The organism is Streptomyces sp. NPDC060198 (genome assembly GCF_042728415.1).
Classification (GTDB): domain Bacteria; phylum Actinomycetota; class Actinomycetes; order Streptomycetales; family Streptomycetaceae; genus Streptomyces.
The window spans coordinates 25,791-43,798 of the sequence record NZ_JBHWZJ010000015.1; the positions used below are offsets into that span (position 1 = coordinate 25,791).

An 18,008-nucleotide genomic window follows, 5' to 3' on the forward strand; every position below is an offset into this window, starting at 1 on the left:
CGGGGGCCTTTGCTCAGCGCCGGCTCCGCTTGGCTTCGCGTACGCGGCGCAGGCGGTTGACCGTCACGGGGTCGGCCTCCAGGGCTCGGCGGTCCTCGATCAGGGCGTTCACCAGCTGGTAGTACCGGACCGGCGAGAGGCCCAGCTCCTCGCGGATGGCGCGTTCCTTCGCGCCGGGGCTCGCCCAGGACCGCCGTTCCAGAGCGAGCAGCGCGCGGTCCCGGGCGGAGAGGGCCTCGGCGCTCCCGCTCGCGTCGGCGCCCACGGGCGCGTCGGTGCTCGCGTCGTCGCCGGTCTCCTCCGAGCTCGCGGTCGCGTCGCCGGTCTCCTCCGTGCCTTCGGTTCCGTTTCCGTTCTCGGGGGCGGTCATGCCGACCAACGTAACGCGCCCCCCGGACAGTGCCCACCCGGGCGCCCCACCGCCTGCCGATTTTTGTATGCACACGATACAAAGTGGAATAGTGGACTAGACCTTTTGAGATCGACGGGCGAAACTGTCCCCCGTGAGACATGTCATCGCCCTCGATGTGGGCGGCACGGGAATGAAGGCCGCGCTGGTCGGAGCCGACGGCACCCTCCTGCACGAGGAGCGACGGGCCACCGGACGGGAGCGTGGTCCCGACGCGGTCGTCGAGACCATCCTCAAATTCGCCGCCGACCTGCGCGCGTACGGTGAGGAGCACTTCGGCGAGGCCGCCGTCGCCGCCGGGGTGGCCGTTCCGGGCATCGTCGACGCCGATCGGGGCATCGCGGTCTACGCCGCCAACCTCGGCTGGCGCGACCTGCCGCTGCGTGACCTGCTCGGCGAGCGGCTCGGCTCCATCCCCGTGGCGCTCGGCCACGACGTCCGCACCGGAGGACTGGCCGAAGGCCGCGGCGGGGCCGGACGCGGCACCGACCGCTTCCTCTTCGTCGCCCTCGGCACCGGCATCGCCGGCGCGATCGGCATCGACGGGGTCGTCGAGGCGGGCGCGCACGGCAGCGCCGGGGAGATCGGGCACGTCGTGGTCCGGCCGGACGGCCCGGAGTGCGGCTGCGGTCAGCGCGGCTGTTTGGAGACGCTCGCCTCCGCCGCCGCCGTCACCCGTGCCTGGGTCGCCGCATGCGGCGACCCCTCCCAGGACGCGGCGGACTGCGCGCGGGCCGTCGACGCCGGCGATCCGGCCGCCCTGCGCGTCTGGGCGGACACCGTCGACGCGCTGGCAGCCGGACTGATCACCGCCATCACCCTGCTGGACCCGCGCACCCTCATCATCGGTGGCGGTCTCGCCGAGGCGGGGGAAACCTTGTTCACACCACTGCGTGCGGCCGTCGAGGAACGCGTCACGTTCCAGACACTGCCCCACATCGTCCCGGCGACCCTCGGGGACACCGCCGGATGCCTGGGCGCGGGGCTGCTCGCCTGGGATCTACTCGCCACGGAGGTATCCGTCTGATGGCCGGACGCGCAGACAGCACGGTTCTCACCGGCGCCCGGGTCGTCCGGCCCGGCGGCACCGAGGAGAACGGCCGGTTGGCCGTCGAGGGCACACGGATCGCCGCCGGGGCCCGCGAGGACGCCCGGACCATCGACCTGACCGGCCACTGGGTCGTTCCGGGGTTCGTGGACATGCACAACCACGGCGGCGGCGGCGCGTCCTTCACCGCGGGCTCGGTGGACCAGGTACTGACGGGCGTACGGACGCACCGCGAGCACGGCACGACCACCGTCGTCGCCTCCACCGTCACGGACGACCTGGACTTCCTCGGCCGGTGGGCCGGGGTCCTCTCCGAGCTGACCGAACAGGGCGACATCGCGGGCATCCACTTCGAGGGACCGTTCATCTCGCCCTGCCGCAAGGGCGCGCACAGCGAGGCGCTGCTGCGCGACCCCGACCCGGCCGCCGTCCAGGCCCTGCTGAAGGCCGCACGCGGTACCGCGAAGATGGTGACGCTCGCCACCGAACTGCCCGGCGGGCTCGACTCCGTGCGGCTCCTGGCCGAACAGGGCGTCATCGCGGCGATCGGCCACACCGACGCCACCTACGAGCAGACCGTCGAGGCGATCGACGCGGGCGCCACCGTCGCGACCCACCTCTTCAACGCGATGCCCACCCTCGGCCACCGCGCCCCGGGCCCGATCGCGGCGCTGCTGGAGGACGAGCGGATCACCGTCGAGCTGATCAACGACGGCACGCACCTGCACCCGGCGGCCCTGGAGATGGCCTACCACCACGCGGGCGCCGCCCGGGTCGCGCTGATCACCGACGCCATGGACGCGGCCGGCTTCGGCGACGGCGCGTACCAGCTCGGCCCGCTCGCGGTCGAGGTCAAGGACGGGGTCGCCCGGCTGGTGGAGGGCGGCTCGATCGCCGGGTCCACGCTCACCCTGGACACCGCGTTCCGGCGGGCCGTCACCGTCGACCGCATCCCGGTCGACGACGTCGTCCGGTCCATCTCCGTCAACCCCGCCCGGCTGCTCGGCCTCTACGACCGGATCGGCTCGCTGGAGACCGGCAAGGACGCCGACCTGGTGGTACTGGACGAGGCGTTCGCCCTCAAGGGCGTCATGCGCAAGGGCGAGTGGATCGTCGAGCCGAAGGGCGCCTGAAACCTGTTGTCCCTCTGAATCACCCTGAAGAGGGCGGTACATCGCCACCCGCGAAACGGCGTTGTCACCACCGTCTCCGCAGGACACGCTGTTCCCATGCTGATCAGGGAAGCAACCGCGGAGGACTGGCCGGCCATCTGGCCCTTCTTCCACACGATCGTCGCCGCCGGCGAGACCTTCACCTACCCCACCGACCTCGACGAAGAACAGGGCAGCGACTGGTGGTTGCTGCCGCACCCGAACCGCACGGTCGTCGCCGTGGACGGTGCGGGGACCGTCCTCGGCACCGCCAAGATGAACCGCAACCACCAGGGCAACGGCTCCCACGTCGCGAGCGCCGGCTACATGGTCGACCCGGCCCACTCCGGGCAGGGCGTGGGGCGGGCACTGTGCGCGTACACCGTGGACTGGGCACGTGAACAGGGTTACCGCGCCATGCAGTTCAACGCGGTGGTGGAGACGAACGTCCGCGCCGTGAAGCTTTACGAATCACTCGGATTCGAGGTCATAGGCACCCTGCCCGAGGGCTTCCTGCACCCCGAGGACGGGTACGTCGGACTGCACATCATGCACCTGCGGCTCTGACGCCTCCCGGCCCCCGGACACCTCTGGACGCCCCTCGCCGCCCCCGGAAAATCCCCGGACGCCTGATACCCGCCCTCCGGACACCCCCTGGGCCCATGGCCGTCTCTTTGGCATGATCCCGGAAACGCCGCTTGCCCGGCACAGCGCGTCCCACCGCCGGAACGCCGCATTCCACCACGCCGGACCGACAGGCGGCCCGGCGAACGAGACAGAAGGAGCGGAGGGCGAGTCCAGGTGATCCTGACCGTCACGCTGAACACCGCACTCGACGTGACCTACACCGTCCCGGACCTCGTACCGCACGGCCACCACCGGGTGAGCGAGGTCCTGGAGCGGCCCGGCGGCAAGGGCGTCAACGTCGCCCGGGTGCTCACCGCGCTCGGACACCCCACCGTCGTCACGGGGTTCGCCGGAGGCCGTACCGGCACGCTGGTGCGCGAACTGCTCGCCCCGCTGGGTCCACGCGACGCGCTCATACCCGTCGCGGGCGAAACCCGCCGCACCGTGACCGTCGTCGAACGCTCCACCGGCCGCATCACCCGGCTCGACGAACCCGGTCCGGCGGTCGGCCCCGACGAGTGGGCCGCCCTGCTGCGGACGTACGACGAACTCCTCGGCGAAGCGACGGCCGTGGCCCTCTGCGGCAGCCTGCCACCGGGCATCCACGTCGGCGCCTACGCCGAACTCGTCCGCCGCGCCCGCGCCGCCGGGACACCCGTGCTCCTGGACACCGGAGGGGAACCACTGCGCCGGGGGATGGCCGCCCGCCCCGACCTCGCGAAGCCGAACGCCGACGAACTCGCCCGCCTCACCGGCTCCCGGGAACCCCTGCGCGCCGCCCGCGACGCCCGCCGTCGCGGTGCCCGCTCGGTGATCGCCTCGCTCGGCGCGGACGGCCTGGTCGCCGCGACCGAGGCCGGTGCCTGGCGCGCCGCGCCACCGTCCGTCGTGCGCGGAAACGCCACGGGAGCGGGTGACTCGGCGGTGGCCGGGCTGCTGTCCGGGCTCGCCGAGGGACTGGCCTGGCCGGACCGGCTGGCCCGCGCGGTCGCCCTGTCCGCCGCGACCGTACTGACCCCGGCGGCCGGGGAGTTCGACGCGGACGCCTACACGGAGCTGCTGCCCCGCGTCACCGTGGAACCTCTCGCACCGGTGCTCTGAGCAGCCCGGACCACTCGTCCGGCGCTCCGGACCAGCGGCCCTGCGCACCGCGCGGTCACTGCTGCTGCCCGGCCTTCAGCGAGAGCTGGTCCAGGTTGGCGTCGCACAGGTCGCCGACCTCGCACGAGAGCTTCAGGGTGTTGGAGCCCTTGGCGAGGTTGACGAAGGCGTACGTGTTCGTCCAGCCCTTCGCCGCGTCGCCCTCGGCCGCCTGCGCGTAGTTCTTCATGTTGATGGAGCGGGGCGCCTCGGCGTTGACCGTCAGGGTCGTCTTGGCGTCCTTGCCGGGCACGCCGTAGGTCACGTACAGGGTGTACGCCCCGGCCTCCGGCACATTGACCGTCCAGGTGGCCGAACGGCCGACCTCGTTGAGGCTGATGTAGCGCCCGCTGGCGCTCTTCGCACCCGGAATCGTGTTCTCCAGGGAGGCAGTGCCACCGAGGCTGAGCGCCGCCGCGTCCTGCTTCGGCAGTTCGACCGGCTCGTCCGAGGCGCTGGGCTCGGGCGACTCGGACTTCTGGGTGTCGCCGCTGGGGGCCACCGAGGCGGAGGCGTCGTTCTTCTTGTCGTCCTTGTCGCCGTCGCCCGTGGTCAGGGCGGCGGCGATACCGATCAGCACGACCGCGACGACCGCGATGGCGCCACCGAGGATGGCCTTGGTGTTGGGTCCGCCACGGCCGCCGTTCCCGCCCCGCCCGGTGCCGCCGCCACCGTGCCCGACCGATCCGGACGTCGTCACGGCACCGCCGGGGTAGGTCTCCGGAGCCGCGTACTGGGCTGCGGGCTGACCGTAGGACTGCTGGCCGTACTGCTGCGGCTGCTGACCGTAGGGCTGCTGGGGCTGGCCGTACTGCTGCTGGGGCTGACCGTAGGCCTGCTGCGGCGGGACCTGCCCGTACTGCCGCTCTCCGACGGCCCGCACCTGGTTGTAGGAGGTCCGGGGAACACCCGGCTGAGCAGCCGGTCCGGGGTAGCCGTAGCCGCCACCGCCGGGGGGCTGGGCGCCCGCCGCCTGCCCGTCCTCGTACAGATAGCCGAACGGGTCGTCGTCCTCGGGCTTGCTCTCGCCGTTGTTTCCGGCCGTCATCCCTGGGTCACTCCTCCACATGTCGCCAGCCGTCGCCGACCGGGCGAGCCTACCTCGTACGGAGCATCCGCCGAATGTGTCCCGGCCCCGGCTCCCCGGCCCCGCCCCGGTGACGGGGCCCGGCATCGAACCATCCAGTAAACGTCATCCGGCTCTGCGGTGAACCTTCGCCCGCGACCGCTTCTCCACGTACATCCGCTGGTCCGCCGAGGCCAGGACCTCTTCCACGCTCATCCCGCACTCGGCCCAGCCGATGCCGAAGCTCGCTCCGACCCGGACCGCTCTGCCGTCCACCCTGATGGGCGGGATGATCGCGTTCCGCAGGCGCACCGCGAGGTCGGCGGCGTCCGCCGCGCCGAGCCCGTCCGCGAGCACGACGAACTCGTCACCTCCGAGGCGGGCGACGGTGTCCCCGTCCCGCACACATGTGCTGAGGCGGCGGGCCACCTCGATCAGTACCGCGTCACCCGTCGTGTGACCGAAGCGGTCGTTGATGGACTTGAAGCCGTCGAGATCGCAGAAGAGGACCGCGAGCCCCTTCGCCCCGTCGTCGCGCGCCGGGTCCGGCGCCACCGTGTGGACATGGTGGTCGTAGGGGATGCCGCCGGGTCCCGGATCGACGTCGTACCCGTGGCCCCGGGCCTCCACGTCCCCGTACGCCGCGTCCAGCGCCTCGATCGCGGTGGCCGCGGTGGCGTGCGGGCGCTCGCAGAGCCGTTCGCTGAGCCGGGACCGCAGCTCCGCGCTGTTGGGCAGCCCGGTGAGGGCGTCGTGCGAGGCGCGGTGCGCGAGGTTCAGCTCGTGCCGCTTGCGCTCCTCTATGTCCTCCACGTGCGTGAGGAGGAAGCGCGGCCCGTCCGTGGTGTCCGCGACCACCGAGTTGCGGAGCGAGACCCAGAGGTACGTACTGTCGCGCCGGCCGAGCCGCAGCTCGGCGCGCCCGCCCTCGGCGGACGTACGGAGCAGGGTGCCGAGGTCCTCGGGGTGGACCAGATCGGCGAAGGAGTGGCGGCGCAGCACCGAGGCCGGGCGGCCGAGGAGCCGGCAGAGGGCGTCGTTGGTACGGAGCAGCCGCCCGTGCTGTTCACCGCCCACCTCCGCGATGGCCATGCCGCTGGGGGCGTACTCGAAGGCCTGGCGGAAGGACTCCTCGCTGGCCCGCAGCGCCTGCTGCTCGCGTTCGAGACGGACCAGCGCGCGCTGCATGTTGGCGCGGAGCCGGGCGTTGCCTATCGCTATCGCGGCCTGCGAGGCGTACATCTGGAGCGCTTCGCGGCCCCAGGCACCGGGTCGGCGGCCGTTGCGCGGGCGGTCCACGGAGAGCACGCCGAGCAGGTCCCGGAGGTCACCGCGTTCCCGTCCACCCGTGCTCGTGTACATGGGGGCGTACAGGCGGTCCAGCGGATGCCACTCGTCCTCGAAGCGGGGCTCGGGGCCCTCGGTGTGCCACTGCGGCACGTCGTCGTCGAGGAGGACCCAGCCCTCGGTGTGCGATATGAACCGCAGATCTTCCCAGGCCTCCCCCATGTTCAGCCGGCGCTCCCAGGCGGTGCGGGAACCGGTGCGGCCGGTGATCAGCGCCTCGGCCGCGTTGTTGCCCGCGAACGCGGCCACGACGAGCTCGCCGTCCGGCTGGACGAGATTGACGCAGCCCAGCTCGTAGCCGAGACCGGTGACGATTCCGTCCGCCACGGTCTGCAGCGTGTCGGCAAGGCTGCGCGCCGAATTGAGATCAGCGACGGCCTGGTGCAGCTGCCGCATGGTCGCAAGACGGACGTAGGGCTCCGACTCGGCCTCCATTGCTCGCTCTCCCCGAGACCTCGACAGCAACTCCAGATGTCATATCGACGTACTTATCGCAGTGTCCTCGCCACTGAATCACAGCGAGCTGTGCAGCCGGTACACAGGGTCAACTAAATATCGCTCTCTGTGAGCCATGTCACAACAGAACGTAAAGGCGCGTCAGCTTGTTCCTCATGTGGCCATTCGATCCGGCGCACTCCGGGCGCATTTCTACACGTCGGCAGTGCGCGGGGGCTGTCCACGCTACCGGCGTGCGCCATCCAGGAGTTCACCGGCTTCCCGCCGACGGCAGTGTGCGCACCCGAAGGCGGGAGTGCGCACGCGCCCCGGCGGCAGGCGCGTCACGCGCCTTCCCGGCCCCGGAGACCTAGGTCCTGGCTGGTCCCCTGGCCCGATGCGGGCCCGTATCGGCCCCGACTAGCGTGCGAGTGTGCCGCATACGAAGACCCTCCCCCCGCGCCCCGATGCCGTCCCCCATGCTGAGGGGGTGAGCAACGACGAGTTCCGAGCCGCTCTCGCGCGGCTGGCCGCAGGCGTGGTGCTGGTCACCGCCGAGGAGCCGGCCGCCGACGAGGGCGAGCGCGGCGAAGAGGCCGGGATGACCGCGACGGCATTCCTGTCGGTCTCACTGGACCCGCCGCTGGTGCTGGTCAGCCTGCGCAACGACTCCCGCATGGACGACCTGCTGGCCGAACAGCCGCTCTGGGCGGTCTCCGTCCTGACGGCCGGACAGCGTCAGATCGCGTCCCGGTTCTCGATGAAGGGCCGGATCAGCGACCGGCTGCTCTTCGCGGACGTCCCGCACGTGCGCGGCGAGGTCTCCGGGGCGCCGCTGGTGAGCGGGGCGCTGGCGACCCTGGAGTGCCGGACCGAACAGCGGATCCTGGCGGGCGACCACACCCTCGTGATCGGACGGGTGCTCACGGCGACGGTGCCGACGGCCGCGGACGGCGAGCCGCTGCTCTACTTCAAGGGGAACTACCGGACGCTGGGCTGAGAGGCCCGGGGCGCGGAGCCCGAAGGCCCCAGGGAACCCGATCGCGTCACCAGTCGCGGCCGGAGCGGCCCCGCTTGGTGTCGCCGCGCTGCTTCTTCTCCCGCAGCCGGCGCTCGTTGATCCCGCGCGGGATCTTGCGCTTCCGCCGGGGCGCGGGCGGTGGCGCCGTCGCCTCCGCCAGCAGCGCGGCGAGCCGCACGGCGGCCGTCTCGCGGTTCCGCCACTGGGAGCGGTGCTCGGAGGCGCGTACGGACACGACCCCGCCGATCAGCCGGCCGGCCAGCCGCTCCAGCGCGCGCTCCTTCCAGACCTCGGGCAGCACCTCGGTGGCGGCCAGGTCGAAGCGCAGCTCCACCTGGGTGTCGCTGGTATTGACGTGCTGTCCCCCGGGCCCGGAGGACCGCGAGAAACGCCACATGAGCTCGGCCTCCGGCAGGGAGACCGCACCGCGGATGACATAGGGCCCGGACATGACACCCAGTGTCCCCGGCGCCCGGGCGGTCCGTCACCTTCTTTTGACGGCGCCGCCTTCCCCCGGTGCCCCCGCCGCCCGGTGTCCCCGCCGCCCCTCGGAACTCCCTCGCGGGGCGGCGGGGACGTACCGGGACGAAAGTTCGGCAAAGAAAGTAAAGGGACCTGGAACCTCGTGGCCTCCCCACCGCGTTATGACGGGTGACGGTAGCTTTCGTGATGGCACGAAGCCCGCACATGACGAGGAAAGGGACTTCCCATGGCAGTAAGCCTGTCCAAGGGCGGCAACGTCTCGCTCACCAAGGAGGCACCGGGCCTGACCGCCGTCACGGTCGGCCTCGGCTGGGACGTCCGCACCACCACCGGTACCGACTTCGACCTCGACGCCTCGGCGATCGCGGTGAACCCGACGGGCAAGGTCGTCTCCGACGGCCACTTCGTCTTCTTCAACAACAAGTCGACGCCGGACCAGACCATCGTCCACACCGGTGACAACGTCACGGGCCAGGGCGAGGGCGACGACGAGCAGATCAACGTCAACCTGGCGGGCCTGCCGGCCGACGTGGACAAGATCGTCTTCCCGGTCTCCATCTACGACGCCGAGAACCGCAGCCAGAACTTCGGCCAGGTGCGGAACGCCTTCATCCGCATCATCAACCAGGCCGGTGGCACCGAGATCGCCCGCTACGACCTCAGCGAGGACGCCGCCACCGAGACCGCCATGGTCTTCGGCGAGCTCTACCGCAACGGCGCCGAGTGGAAGTTCCGCGCGGTCGGCCAGGGCTACGCCTCGGGTCTGCGCGGCATCGCGCAGGACTTCGGCGTCAACCTCTGACGCGCCCCGCACCCACCCGCGCGGTCGGCACACCACGCTCAGGGCCTCTCCCGCGCACGCGGCGGGGGCCCTGAGCGGCTCGGTCGGCGCCGGGCCGCGTCCTATCACCGCCCGCACGGCCGGAACGTTCCGACAGGGCTCAGGGCAGATCCGGAGCCGTCGCGTCGGCCGGGCGCTCGTCGCCGTACAGCCAGACCGACCAGAGCCGGGACAGGTCCAGGCCCGTCGCCTTCTCCGCGTAGGCCGTGAAGTCGGCCGTCGACGCGTTGCCGTGCCGGTGGGCCCCGGTCCAGCCCTTGAGGAGCGCGAAGAACGTCTCGTCGTCGTCCACCGCGAGCCGAAGCCGGTGCACGACCATGGCGCCGCGCCCGTACACCGGCGGCTGCGAGACGTCGGCGGCGGTCGGCGGCTCGGCCGGCGGGAAGGCCCAGTTCGCGTCGTCGGCGAAGGCCCCCTCGAAGCTCTCCCGTACCGGGGTGTCCTCGTGGTCCTCGCTCCAGAGCCACTCCGCGTACGTGGCGAACCCCTCGTTCAGCCACATGTCCCGCCAGGTGGCCGGGGTGACCGAGTCGCCGAACCACTGGTGCGCCAGCTCGTGGACGAGCAGGCCGGTGGTCGGCGGGCCGGGGTAGTACGGGCGGTTCTGCGTCTCCAGCGCGTACTCGGAGTCCTCGGGCCGGTCCACGATCGCGCCCGCCGAACGGAACGGGTACGGCCCGAACCTCTCCGCCTCCCACGCCAGGATCCGCGGAATCCGCGCGAGTTCGGGACCTGCCTCCGCCGCCACCTCGGGGTCCACGGCGGTGAACACGGTGACGCCGTCACCGGTGCGGGTCTCCTCCGTACGGAAACGACCGATCGCGACCGTCGCCAGGTAGCTCGCCATGGGCTCGCCGGTGCGCCAGGTGTACGTGGCGGTCCCGGCGCCACCGCTCGCGCGGCGGGAGACGAGCTCGCCGTTGGAGACGGCCGTCAGGCCCTCGGGGACGGTGACCGCGACGGTGTACGTGGCCTTGTCGCTCGGGTGGTGGTTGCCGGGGAACCAGGCCGGCCCGCCCGCCGGCTCGCCGAGGGCGACGGCCCCGTCCGCCGTCCGCAGCCAGCCCTCGTGGGTCCCGTCCGCGTCCGTCAGCGTGCGGGGCGCGCCGGAGTACCGGACGACCGTCTCGAAGGTACGGCCCTTCCTCAGGTGGCCGGCCACCTCCGCGTCGGGGTGCAGGACCAGCTCGCCGCCCGCCCGGTTCACGGCGGCGGGCCGCCCCTCCACGGTCGCCCCCGTGACGTCGAGCCCGACCAGGTCGAGGTGGAAGGCGCTCAGGTCCTGGGTGGCGCGGGCGGTGATCGTCGCCGTACCCGTCAGGTGGGCGGCGCTCCGGTCGACGGCGAGCCTGAGGTCGTAGTGGGTGACGTCGTAGCCGCCGTTCCCGAGCTTCGGGAAATACGGATCGCGCACCCCTGCCGCCCCCGGCGTCCCGGCCACCCCGGCCCCCGCGCCCGTACAGGCCGAGGCGGTGCAGCCGAGAACGGTGCAGGCGAGCAGGAGAGCGGCGACCCGGCGCCGACGCGCGCGGACACGCCGCGGTGCGGCACCACTCCGGCCGGGGGGACCGCCCCGGAGCACACCGCCACTGCGACGTGGGGGGATACGGGGATTCACGGCGCGATCCTATGTACCGGGCACGCACTGCGCCCCGCCCCCGCGCGGACGCGGGGCGGGGCGCCGGGTGCGGGAGCCGGGGTCAGCGGCTGAGGGCGGCGACCCCCGCGCGGGCGAACTTCTCGTCGAGGTCGCCGCTCGGGGCTCCGGCGACGCCGACCGCCGCGACGGGAGCGCCCTTGACCTGGACCGGGGCACCGCCCGCGAGGAAGAGGGTGCCGGGGATGTCCTTCAGCGTGGGGGCCTGGTCCAGACGCTTGACCAGCTCGGAGGTGGGGGCGTTCCAGGAGACCGCGGTGTACGCCTTCTTCTCGGCGGACTCGGGGGACTGCGGCCCGGCACCGTCACCGCGCAGGCTGACGATCGTGTTGCCGTCCCGGTCCACGACGGCGACCGAGACCCGCTGGTTCTCCTTCTGCGCGGCGTCGAGCACGGCCTGCGCGGCCTTCGTCGCGGCGCCGACGGTGAGGTGGGTCGTCTGCTGGAGGTTCCGGTTCGCGGTGTCGGCGGAGACTGCGACGGAAGCGGAGGAGGGGGCCGAGGCGCTGGCGGAGACCGCGCCGAACGTGCCCGCGCCCAGGGCGGCGACGGCCACCGCACCGGTCAGGACCCGGGCCCGCAGCGAGAACCTGCGGCCGGTGGAGGCGGGGGACGAGGGGGCGGGGGACGTGACGTTCATGGCGGTTCCTCCGGGTTCGGTACGGCGCCCGGCCGGTCGGCGGAGGCGCTCCGGTATCGATGCTCCGGCCGGAACACGGCCCGTACCGTCGTCGTACCGGCTCGGCCTCCGGTGCGGTCCGGCGGACTCTTCCGTCGGCCGATCGGTTGATGCCAAGGTGGCCCCGCCGGGTCACCATGGAGGAGGCATGGGCGCATCCGCCCAGCTCACGGTCCATGCGGCGGAGCCCGCCGCGCCGCCGGGAGCACCGACGAGAACGAGCGTGAGGCGGGTACGAGGTGCGGCGGAGAACCGGTCCGGGGCGGGACGGGCCCGCTGGCGGTGCGCCGGCCGGAGCAGGGTCGTCCGTGACGCGCACGCCCGATCCGGACGCCCGGTGGCTGGCCCTCCTGCTGCACGCCGCGTTCTTCCTGCTGCTGGGCGCCTCGCTCACGCGGTTCCTGATGCGCCACCCGGGCGAGGCCCGCACCCCGTGGGTCGTCGGACTGTCCGTCACCCTCGCCGTCGTCTACGCCCTCGGCCCGGTGCTCGGCTCGCGGCCCACCCCCCGCCGGTTCGCCTGGCTCGCGGGGCTCGTCGCCGTCTGGATGGTGCTGGTCGTCCTCGCGCCGAGCTTCGCGTGGTGCGCCGTACCGCTCTTCTCCACCGGGCTGCGGCTCCTCCCGCCCCGCGCCGCGCTCGTCCTGGTCACCCTGCTCACGGCGTTCGTGGTGGCCGCGCAGCTGCGGCTCGCCACCGGCTTCGACCCGAACCTCGTACTGGCGCCGCCCGCCGTCGCGGCCGTGGCGACCGCCGTCCTCGTCCACGTCCGCCGCCAGTCCGACCGCCAGCAGGAACTCGCTCTGCGCCAGAGCGAACTCATCGAGGACCTGGTCCGCACGCGGCGCGAGCTGGCCGCGACGGAGCGCCGCGAGGGCACCCTCGCCGAACGCCAGCGGCTCTCCATGGAGATCCACGACACCCTCGCGCAGGGCCTTTCCAGCCAGCAGATGCTTCTCCAGGCCGCGACGCGCACCTGGGACACCGAGCCGGCCACCGCCCGCGCCCACGTCCGCACGGCGGCGGGCATCGCCGCCCGGAACCTCGCCGAGGCCCGGCGCTTCGTCCACGACCTGGCGCCGGCCGACCTCGCGGAGGGCGAGGGTCTGGAGGCGGCGCTGCACGCGCTCGCCGCGCGGGCCACCGCGACGGGCGGGCCCGCCGTGCGCTGCCACGTGGAGGGCACCGCCCGGCACCCGCTGCCGGACCGGGTGCAGTCGGCGCTGCTGCGCATCGCCCAGGGCGCGCTCGCCAACGTCGCCGAACACGCCGACGCCACCACCGCCGCGCTCACCCTGACCCACCTGGACGACCGGGTGGTCCTCGACGTCGCGGACGACGGCAGCGGGTTCGCCGCGGACGCACCGGCGGGCGGCGGTGAGCAGCGCGGCACTCCGGCCGGCCGGGGCTACGGGCTGCCCGCGATGCGCGCCCGGGTACGGCAGCTCGGCGGACGGCTCACCGTCGAATCGGCACCCGGCGAGGGCACCGTGCTCTCGGCGGAGATCCCGCTGCCGGACCCGGCGAACGCCGCCGCGCACCAGAGCGCCCCGCCGGTCGCCGCCACCCGGACCACCAGCGCCCCGATCACCGCCCCGGCGGAGTCCGCCGGCCCGGGGGAGTCCTCCGGCCCGGGGGAGCCCCTGCGACCGGAGGGACCCACCACCCCCGAGGAGCCCGTATGAACCGCCGTACCGTACGCGTCCTGGTCTGCGACGATCACGCCGTCGTCCGCGCCGGGCTGCTCGCCCTCCTCGGCAGCGAGCCGGACCTCGACGTCGTGGCCGAGGCCGGCAGCGGCGAGGAGGCCGTGGTCCTGGCCGCCCGGCTGGCCCCGGACGTCGTCCTCATGGACCTCCAGCTCGGCCCCGGCATGGACGGCGTCGAGGCCACCCGCCGGATCACCGCCGGGGCCGGAGGGAGCGGCGGCACGGACGGCAGCGGCACGGGTCCCCACGTGCTCGTCCTGACGACCTACGACACCGACGCCGACATCACCCGGGCGATCGGCGCGGGCGCCACCGGCTACCTGCTGAAGGCGGAGCGCCCCGAGGAACTGTTCGCCGCGATCCGGTCCGCCGCGCAGGGCCGCACCACACTGTCGCCTCCCGTCGCGGACCGGGTGATGGCCCGGCTGCGTACCCCGCCGCCCGCGCTCACCGAACGCGAGCGGGACATCCTCGGGCAGCTCGCCCGGGGGCTCGGCAACCGGGACATCGCCCGCACGCTCTTCATCAGCGAGGCGACGGTCAAGACCCACCTGGGGCGCATCTACGACAAGCTGGGCGTCGAGACCCGCGCCGGAGCGGTCGCCAAAGCCAACGAGCAACGCCTGCTTCCCTGACCCCGATGCTTCCCTGACCCCGCTGCCCCGCTGTCCTGAGCCCGCTGTCCCGACCCCGCTGTCCTGAGCCGAGCTGCCCGAAGCCGACCGCCCCGGAGGGCGGCCGGCGGGTCCGGGCGGCCGGTGCCGCAGGTCACTTCGGCCCGGCCCCCCGGCCGTCCCGCCGCCCGCTCCCGGCATGACACCATCGAACCGTGCTCGACATCGGCTACTCCCTCTCGCGTCGCTTCCCCGACCCCCCGCAGACCGACTACCGCCGCGCGGACGTCCACGCGCTGCGGCACGACCTGTTCTCCGGGGACGTGTACCTCGCGGACACCAAGGCGGACCGCGAAGTATCCACAGCCTGGGGATGGGTGCCGGTGCTCGACTTCGCGTGGGCGCTCTGCGACATCGTCGAGCAGCTCGACAAGGACCCGCGCGGCAACCGCTCGCACAAGGAGCAGTTCGCCGAGCTGGACTTCACCGAGTCCAGCGACCGCATGCTCTTCGCGCGCCGGTTCGGCTGGGTGGACGTCGAGGCCGACTGGATGCACGCCGACGAGCCCCCGCTCACCTTCGGCCACTCCCTGCTGCGCCGCGAGGCCCGCGACTTCCTCCAGGACCTGATCGCCGACCTCTCCGACATGCACGACGGCCTCGCCGACAACCCGGTGATCTGGGACCTCCAGGCGCGCTTCCCGCGCGTCTGAGGATCAGGGGCTCACGGCTCCACCCGGACCCCGATCTGCGCCGCGAACGCCGGGGCCAGCTCCATCAGCTGCACCGGGCTGATGACCGCTCCCGCCAGCCGTTCCACACCCCGCGCGATGTCCAGTTCGGCTGCGGTCCGCAGATCCACCGAGTCCATGGTGGCGTTGCTGAAGTCGGCCCGCCGCAGCACACAGTCGCGGAACTCCACCCGCACGAGGCGGGCGTCCGCGAAGTCCGGTTCAAAGAGCACACACCCCTCGAAGACGACGTCGGTGAGCTTGGCCCCGCGCAGGTTCAGATAGTCGATCTTCCCGCCGCGCACCAGCACCCGCTCCAGCACCGCCCCGTGCATCTGCACCCCGCCGAGGCGCGCGTCCACGATCTCCACGTCGCGCAGGGACGCCTCGGCCAGCTCGGTGGCCACACCCCGTACGCCGGTCAGCACCGAGTCGAGGAACCGGGCGCGCACCAGCTCCGTACGGTCCAGGGCGCAGCCGTCCAGCGCACAGTCCATGAACCGGGCGCCGCGCCCCGACTGGTCGGCGAGGTCCACGGAGGAGAACCGCAGGCCGTCGTAGTCGCCGTCCGCCTCCAGCCCGGCGTCCTCGTACGGGACGAGCGGCGGCAGCCGTACCTCCGGCCGCCGCGCCGCCGTGATCTCCTTGCGCCTGCCGGCGGTGCTCTTCCCGGTGGTGCCCCTGCTGCTGTTCCTGCCCGCGCTCGCTGCCATGGGCCCATCGTGGCCTACGGGACCGACAGCCCGGCGGCCCGGTGCGTTCCCTCTTCTCCTGCCCCCGTCAGCCCGCGCGGCGCAGACCCACCGTGGACCAGCGCACGCCGGAGCGACCGTGCAGGTCCGCGCGCCCGCTGACGTGGACGGCGCTCAGCCCCTGCTCCCTGCCGAGCTCGACGGTTTCGTCCACGGACACGTCGAACATCCGCCGCCCGGCCGGAACGGGCCCGTGCCGCAGAGTCAGGACCACCAGGCCGCCCGGTGCCGCCACCCGGCCCAGCGCCTCCATCCCCGCTGCCCGCTCCCCCGCGTCCAGATGCATCCAAACGGCGGTCAGCAGCACCAGGTCGAACCGCCGCCCCAGCGTCCGTACCGCCCGCAACTCCGGCAGCTCGTCGTCCAGCCACTCGACGGGCCGCGCCGCATGGATCACCCGCCCCCGCTCCCGCAGTCCGGCCGTCGGCTCCACGGCGACCACCGCATGCCCCAGCGCCGCCAGCGCGGCGGCGTCACGCCCGCTCCCCGCCCCGATGTCGAGCACCGCGCCGGGCCGTTCGGGAAAGAGCTCCAGCACTTCACGGTGCACGTCGGCGAAGGTGACGCTCTCGTACTGTTCCACCAGCGCCTCGGCCGCCTCGGCGTAACCTGCGGTGCTCGACGTGCTGTTGGTCCCTGTCACGGGCCTGCTCCCCATCCCTTGCCTTCTCCGGTTTGGCGGTAGCCGGGTGCTGCCGGCCCGAACGAACCGGCCGACCCGGCCGACCCGCGTGGGCCGAATGGACCGATGAGTTCGACCGGCCGGTCGAGTCCCCCTACTGTGAGCCCCCGTTCGAGGAGGAACAGATGACCCAGCTTCTGCGCGTGCAGAACTTCACCGTGTCGAGCGACGGTATCGCCGCCGGCGAGGAACAGACCCTGGAGCGGCCCTTCGGCCACGTGGACCCGCAACGCCTCATGGCCTGGGCCGGAGCCACCGCGGGCTGGCCGAATCGCACCGACGGCAAGGGCAGCCGGGGCTTGGACGACTACTTCACACGCGACTTCTCCCACAACATCGGCGCCGAGATCATGGGCCGCCACAAGTTCGGCCCGCAGCGCGGCCCCTGGACGGACCATGAGTGGCAGGGCTGGTGGGGCGACGAACCCCCGTTCCACACGCCGGTGTTCGTCCTCACCCACCACGTGCGCCCCTCGATCGAGCTCTCCGACACCACGTTCCACTTCGTCGACGCCGACCCGGCCACGGCTCTCGCCCAGGCCCGCGAAGCCGCCCAGGGCAAGGACGTACGCCTCGGCGGCGGGGCCACCACCATCCGCGAGTTCCTCGACGCCGACCTCGTGGACACCCTGCACGTGGCGGTCGCCCCGGTGAAGTACGGCTCCGGGATCCGGCTCTGGGACTCCCCCGACGAGCTCCGCGACCGCTTCCACCTGGACGTGGTCCCCAGCCCGAGCGGGGTGACCCACCACCTGTTCTGGCGGAAGCAGGGGCAGGGGCGGGCCTGACGGGCGGGACCTTCGCAACACGCTTCAGCCGATCGCCTCCGGCGAACCCAGCTTGGCCAGCGCCTCGTCCGTCAGCCGGTACACGGTCCACTCGTCCTGCGGGCGGGCGCCCAGGGACTCGTAGAAGCCGATGGACGGGGTGTTCCAGTCGAGCACCGACCACTCCAGGCGGCCGTAACCCCGGTCCACGCACGTCCGGGCGAGTTCGGTCAGCAGGGCCTTGCCGTGGCCGCCGCCTCGGCGCTCGGGGCGTACGTAGAGGTCTTCGAGGTAGATGCCGTGAACCCCGCGCCAGGTCGAGAAGTTGAGGAACCAGAGCGCGAAGCCGACCGTGTCGCCGTCCTCGTCCGAGACGGCGATGTGGGCGTAGGCGGCGGGCCGCTCGCCGAAGAGAGCCTCGTGCAACTGCTCCTCGGTGGCCTGCGCCTCGTCGAGCGCCTTCTCGTAGTCGGCCAGCTCGCGGATCATGGCGTGGATGGCGGGGACGTCTGTTGCGGTGGCGGTGCGAATCATGGGGGCAGCGTAGACGCGGCGGGAGACGGGCGGCCGCCGGGTCGGCGGAGAGGTGCAACCATCCCCGCACACGCGGGGAGCACCAGGCGGTGATGCTGCCCGGCACCGTCACCCTGGGACCATCCCCGCACGCGCGGGGAGCACTCCGGGTCTTCGGGGAGGCGGTACTCGGTGACGGGATCATCCCCGCAGACCCAGGGACACTCTTCCCGACCTGCGGGCTCCCGGTCTCCTGGACTCCTGGTCGCCTGGTCTCCCCCACGGACACCGGCGACGGACACCCCCGTCCCAAGGGCCCGCGCGTCCGGAGAGCGG

The 18,008-nt window shown here is 72.9% G+C and carries 19 protein-coding genes; 10 read left to right on the forward strand and 9 right to left on the reverse strand.

What is annotated here, in order from left to right; all coding sequences use genetic code 11:
* Window positions 1-13: 13 nt before the first annotated feature.
* Window positions 14-370, reverse strand: coding sequence for a DUF3263 domain-containing protein (locus ACFWEP_RS04190; protein ID WP_387365253.1), 357 nt, complete (start codon window positions 368-370; stop codon window positions 14-16).
* A 133-nt stretch (window positions 371-503) separates the two neighbouring features.
* On the opposite strand from ACFWEP_RS04190, the gene ACFWEP_RS04195 reads away from it, so the two are divergent.
* From ACFWEP_RS04195 to ACFWEP_RS04210, 4 genes are all read left to right on the forward strand, one after another.
* The gene (locus ACFWEP_RS04195) at window positions 504-1,436 is read left to right on the forward strand and encodes an ROK family protein (RefSeq protein WP_387365256.1); all 933 of its coding nucleotides are present in this window, start codon (window positions 504-506) and stop codon (window positions 1,434-1,436) included.
* Window positions 1,436-2,590 carry an N-acetylglucosamine-6-phosphate deacetylase gene (gene nagA / locus ACFWEP_RS04200; RefSeq protein WP_387365259.1) on the forward strand — a complete coding sequence of 385 codons (1,155 nt, stop codon included), beginning with the start codon at window positions 1,436-1,438 and terminating at the stop codon, window positions 2,588-2,590. The genes ACFWEP_RS04195 and nagA overlap by 1 nt, the downstream gene beginning before the upstream one ends.
* Before the next feature lie 96 nt (window positions 2,591-2,686).
* Window positions 2,687-3,175 carry a GNAT family N-acetyltransferase gene (locus tag ACFWEP_RS04205; protein WP_387365262.1) on the forward strand — a complete coding sequence of 163 codons (489 nt, stop codon included), beginning with the start codon at window positions 2,687-2,689 and terminating at the stop codon, window positions 3,173-3,175.
* A 234-nt stretch (window positions 3,176-3,409) separates the two neighbouring features.
* Window positions 3,410-4,336 (forward strand): 1-phosphofructokinase family hexose kinase, encoded by a 927-nt coding sequence (locus ACFWEP_RS04210; protein WP_387365265.1) that lies wholly within the window; start codon window positions 3,410-3,412, stop codon window positions 4,334-4,336.
* Between the two features lie 55 nt (window positions 4,337-4,391).
* Here the strand turns inward: ACFWEP_RS04210 and ACFWEP_RS04215 are convergent, their stop codons facing one another.
* A complete protein-coding gene (locus ACFWEP_RS04215) occupies window positions 4,392-5,423 on the reverse strand; it encodes a carbohydrate-binding protein (RefSeq protein ID WP_387365268.1) in 1,032 nt (343 codons plus the stop codon).
* 144 nt (window positions 5,424-5,567) lie between these two features.
* Complete coding sequence (gene cdgB / locus ACFWEP_RS04220) at window positions 5,568-7,223, reverse strand: diguanylate cyclase CdgB (RefSeq protein ID WP_387365271.1); 1,656 nt, start codon at window positions 7,221-7,223, stop codon at window positions 5,568-5,570.
* Between the two features lie 490 nt (window positions 7,224-7,713).
* Between cdgB and ACFWEP_RS04225 the strand changes: the two genes are divergently transcribed.
* Window positions 7,714-8,223 (forward strand): flavin reductase family protein, encoded by a 510-nt coding sequence (locus tag ACFWEP_RS04225; protein WP_387365274.1) that lies wholly within the window; start codon window positions 7,714-7,716, stop codon window positions 8,221-8,223.
* Window positions 8,224-8,269: 46 nt separating this feature from the next.
* On the opposite strand, the gene arfB is transcribed toward ACFWEP_RS04225, so the two are convergent.
* The gene (arfB, locus tag ACFWEP_RS04230; protein ID WP_387365277.1) at window positions 8,270-8,695 is read right to left on the reverse strand and encodes an alternative ribosome rescue aminoacyl-tRNA hydrolase ArfB; all 426 of its coding nucleotides are present in this window, start codon (window positions 8,693-8,695) and stop codon (window positions 8,270-8,272) included.
* Window positions 8,696-8,953: 258 nt separating this feature from the next.
* Between arfB and ACFWEP_RS04235 the strand changes: the two genes are divergently transcribed.
* Window positions 8,954-9,529 carry a TerD family protein gene (locus tag ACFWEP_RS04235; protein ID WP_328720996.1) on the forward strand — a complete coding sequence of 192 codons (576 nt, stop codon included), beginning with the start codon at window positions 8,954-8,956 and terminating at the stop codon, window positions 9,527-9,529.
* Between the two features lie 139 nt (window positions 9,530-9,668).
* Here the strand turns inward: ACFWEP_RS04235 and ACFWEP_RS04240 are convergent, their stop codons facing one another.
* Both ACFWEP_RS04240 and ACFWEP_RS04245 read right to left on the reverse strand, forming a co-directional pair.
* A complete protein-coding gene (locus ACFWEP_RS04240) occupies window positions 9,669-11,069 on the reverse strand; it encodes a M1 family metallopeptidase (protein ID WP_387365309.1) in 1,401 nt (466 codons plus the stop codon).
* A 199-nt stretch (window positions 11,070-11,268) separates the two neighbouring features.
* On the reverse strand, window positions 11,269-11,865 hold the full coding sequence (locus ACFWEP_RS04245) for a heme-binding protein (protein ID WP_387365281.1): 597 nt from the start codon (window positions 11,863-11,865) through the stop codon (window positions 11,269-11,271).
* A gap of 347 nt (window positions 11,866-12,212) precedes the next feature.
* Here ACFWEP_RS04245 and ACFWEP_RS04250 point away from each other — a divergent pair, with 347 nt between their 5' ends.
* The 3 genes from ACFWEP_RS04250 to ACFWEP_RS04260 all read left to right on the forward strand — a co-directional run bounded on the left by ACFWEP_RS04250 (window position 12,213) and on the right by ACFWEP_RS04260 (window position 14,940).
* On the forward strand, window positions 12,213-13,589 hold the full coding sequence (locus ACFWEP_RS04250; protein WP_387365284.1) for a sensor histidine kinase: 1,377 nt from the start codon (window positions 12,213-12,215) through the stop codon (window positions 13,587-13,589).
* Window positions 13,586-14,248 carry a response regulator gene (locus ACFWEP_RS04255; protein WP_387365287.1) on the forward strand — a complete coding sequence of 221 codons (663 nt, stop codon included), beginning with the start codon at window positions 13,586-13,588 and terminating at the stop codon, window positions 14,246-14,248. The genes ACFWEP_RS04250 and ACFWEP_RS04255 overlap by 4 nt, the downstream gene beginning before the upstream one ends.
* A 194-nt stretch (window positions 14,249-14,442) precedes the next feature.
* A complete protein-coding gene (locus ACFWEP_RS04260) occupies window positions 14,443-14,940 on the forward strand; it encodes a hypothetical protein (RefSeq protein ID WP_387365290.1) in 498 nt (165 codons plus the stop codon).
* 11 nt (window positions 14,941-14,951) lie between these two features.
* Here the strand turns inward: ACFWEP_RS04260 and ACFWEP_RS04265 are convergent, their stop codons facing one another.
* Both ACFWEP_RS04265 and ACFWEP_RS04270 read right to left on the reverse strand, forming a co-directional pair.
* Window positions 14,952-15,671, reverse strand: coding sequence for a pentapeptide repeat-containing protein (locus ACFWEP_RS04265; protein WP_387365293.1), 720 nt, complete (start codon window positions 15,669-15,671; stop codon window positions 14,952-14,954).
* A gap of 67 nt (window positions 15,672-15,738) precedes the next feature.
* Entirely contained in the window at window positions 15,739-16,353 is a 615-nt protein-coding gene (locus ACFWEP_RS04270) for a class I SAM-dependent methyltransferase (protein ID WP_387365296.1), read from the reverse strand.
* Window positions 16,354-16,517: 164 nt separating this feature from the next.
* On the opposite strand from ACFWEP_RS04270, the gene ACFWEP_RS04275 reads away from it, so the two are divergent.
* On the forward strand, window positions 16,518-17,180 hold the full coding sequence (locus ACFWEP_RS04275) for a dihydrofolate reductase family protein (protein ID WP_387365299.1): 663 nt from the start codon (window positions 16,518-16,520) through the stop codon (window positions 17,178-17,180).
* Window positions 17,181-17,204: 24 nt separating this feature from the next.
* On the opposite strand, the gene ACFWEP_RS04280 is transcribed toward ACFWEP_RS04275, so the two are convergent.
* On the reverse strand, window positions 17,205-17,693 hold the full coding sequence (locus ACFWEP_RS04280) for a GNAT family N-acetyltransferase (RefSeq protein ID WP_387365302.1): 489 nt from the start codon (window positions 17,691-17,693) through the stop codon (window positions 17,205-17,207).
* Window positions 17,694-18,008: the final 315 nt, after the last annotated feature.

Excerpts from the sequence above, each read along its gene's own strand:
- arfB (WP_387365277.1), bottom strand. The coding sequence starts at position 8,695 with ATGTCCGGGCCCTATGTCATCCGCGGTGCGGTCTCCCTGCCGGAGGCC.
- cdgB (WP_387365271.1), bottom strand. The coding sequence starts at position 7,223 with ATGGAGGCCGAGTCGGAGCCCTACGTCCGTCTTGCGACCATGCGGCAG.
- ACFWEP_RS04235 (WP_328720996.1), top strand. The coding sequence starts at position 8,954 with ATGGCAGTAAGCCTGTCCAAGGGCGGCAACGTCTCGCTCACCAAGGAG.
- ACFWEP_RS04255 (WP_387365287.1), top strand. The coding sequence starts at position 13,586 with ATGAACCGCCGTACCGTACGCGTCCTGGTCTGCGACGATCACGCCGTC.
- ACFWEP_RS04215 (WP_387365268.1), bottom strand. The coding sequence starts at position 5,423 with ATGACGGCCGGAAACAACGGCGAGAGCAAGCCCGAGGACGACGACCCG.
- nagA (WP_387365259.1), top strand. The coding sequence starts at position 1,436 with ATGGCCGGACGCGCAGACAGCACGGTTCTCACCGGCGCCCGGGTCGTC.
- ACFWEP_RS04265 (WP_387365293.1), bottom strand. The coding sequence starts at position 15,671 with ATGGCAGCGAGCGCGGGCAGGAACAGCAGCAGGGGCACCACCGGGAAG.
- ACFWEP_RS04190 (WP_387365253.1), bottom strand. The coding sequence starts at position 370 with ATGACCGCCCCCGAGAACGGAAACGGAACCGAAGGCACGGAGGAGACC.
- ACFWEP_RS04280 (WP_387365302.1), bottom strand. The coding sequence starts at position 17,693 with ATGATTCGCACCGCCACCGCAACAGACGTCCCCGCCATCCACGCCATG.
- ACFWEP_RS04245 (WP_387365281.1), bottom strand. The coding sequence starts at position 11,865 with ATGAACGTCACGTCCCCCGCCCCCTCGTCCCCCGCCTCCACCGGCCGC.
- ACFWEP_RS04205 (WP_387365262.1), top strand. The coding sequence starts at position 2,687 with ATGCTGATCAGGGAAGCAACCGCGGAGGACTGGCCGGCCATCTGGCCC.
- ACFWEP_RS04275 (WP_387365299.1), top strand. The coding sequence starts at position 16,518 with ATGACCCAGCTTCTGCGCGTGCAGAACTTCACCGTGTCGAGCGACGGT.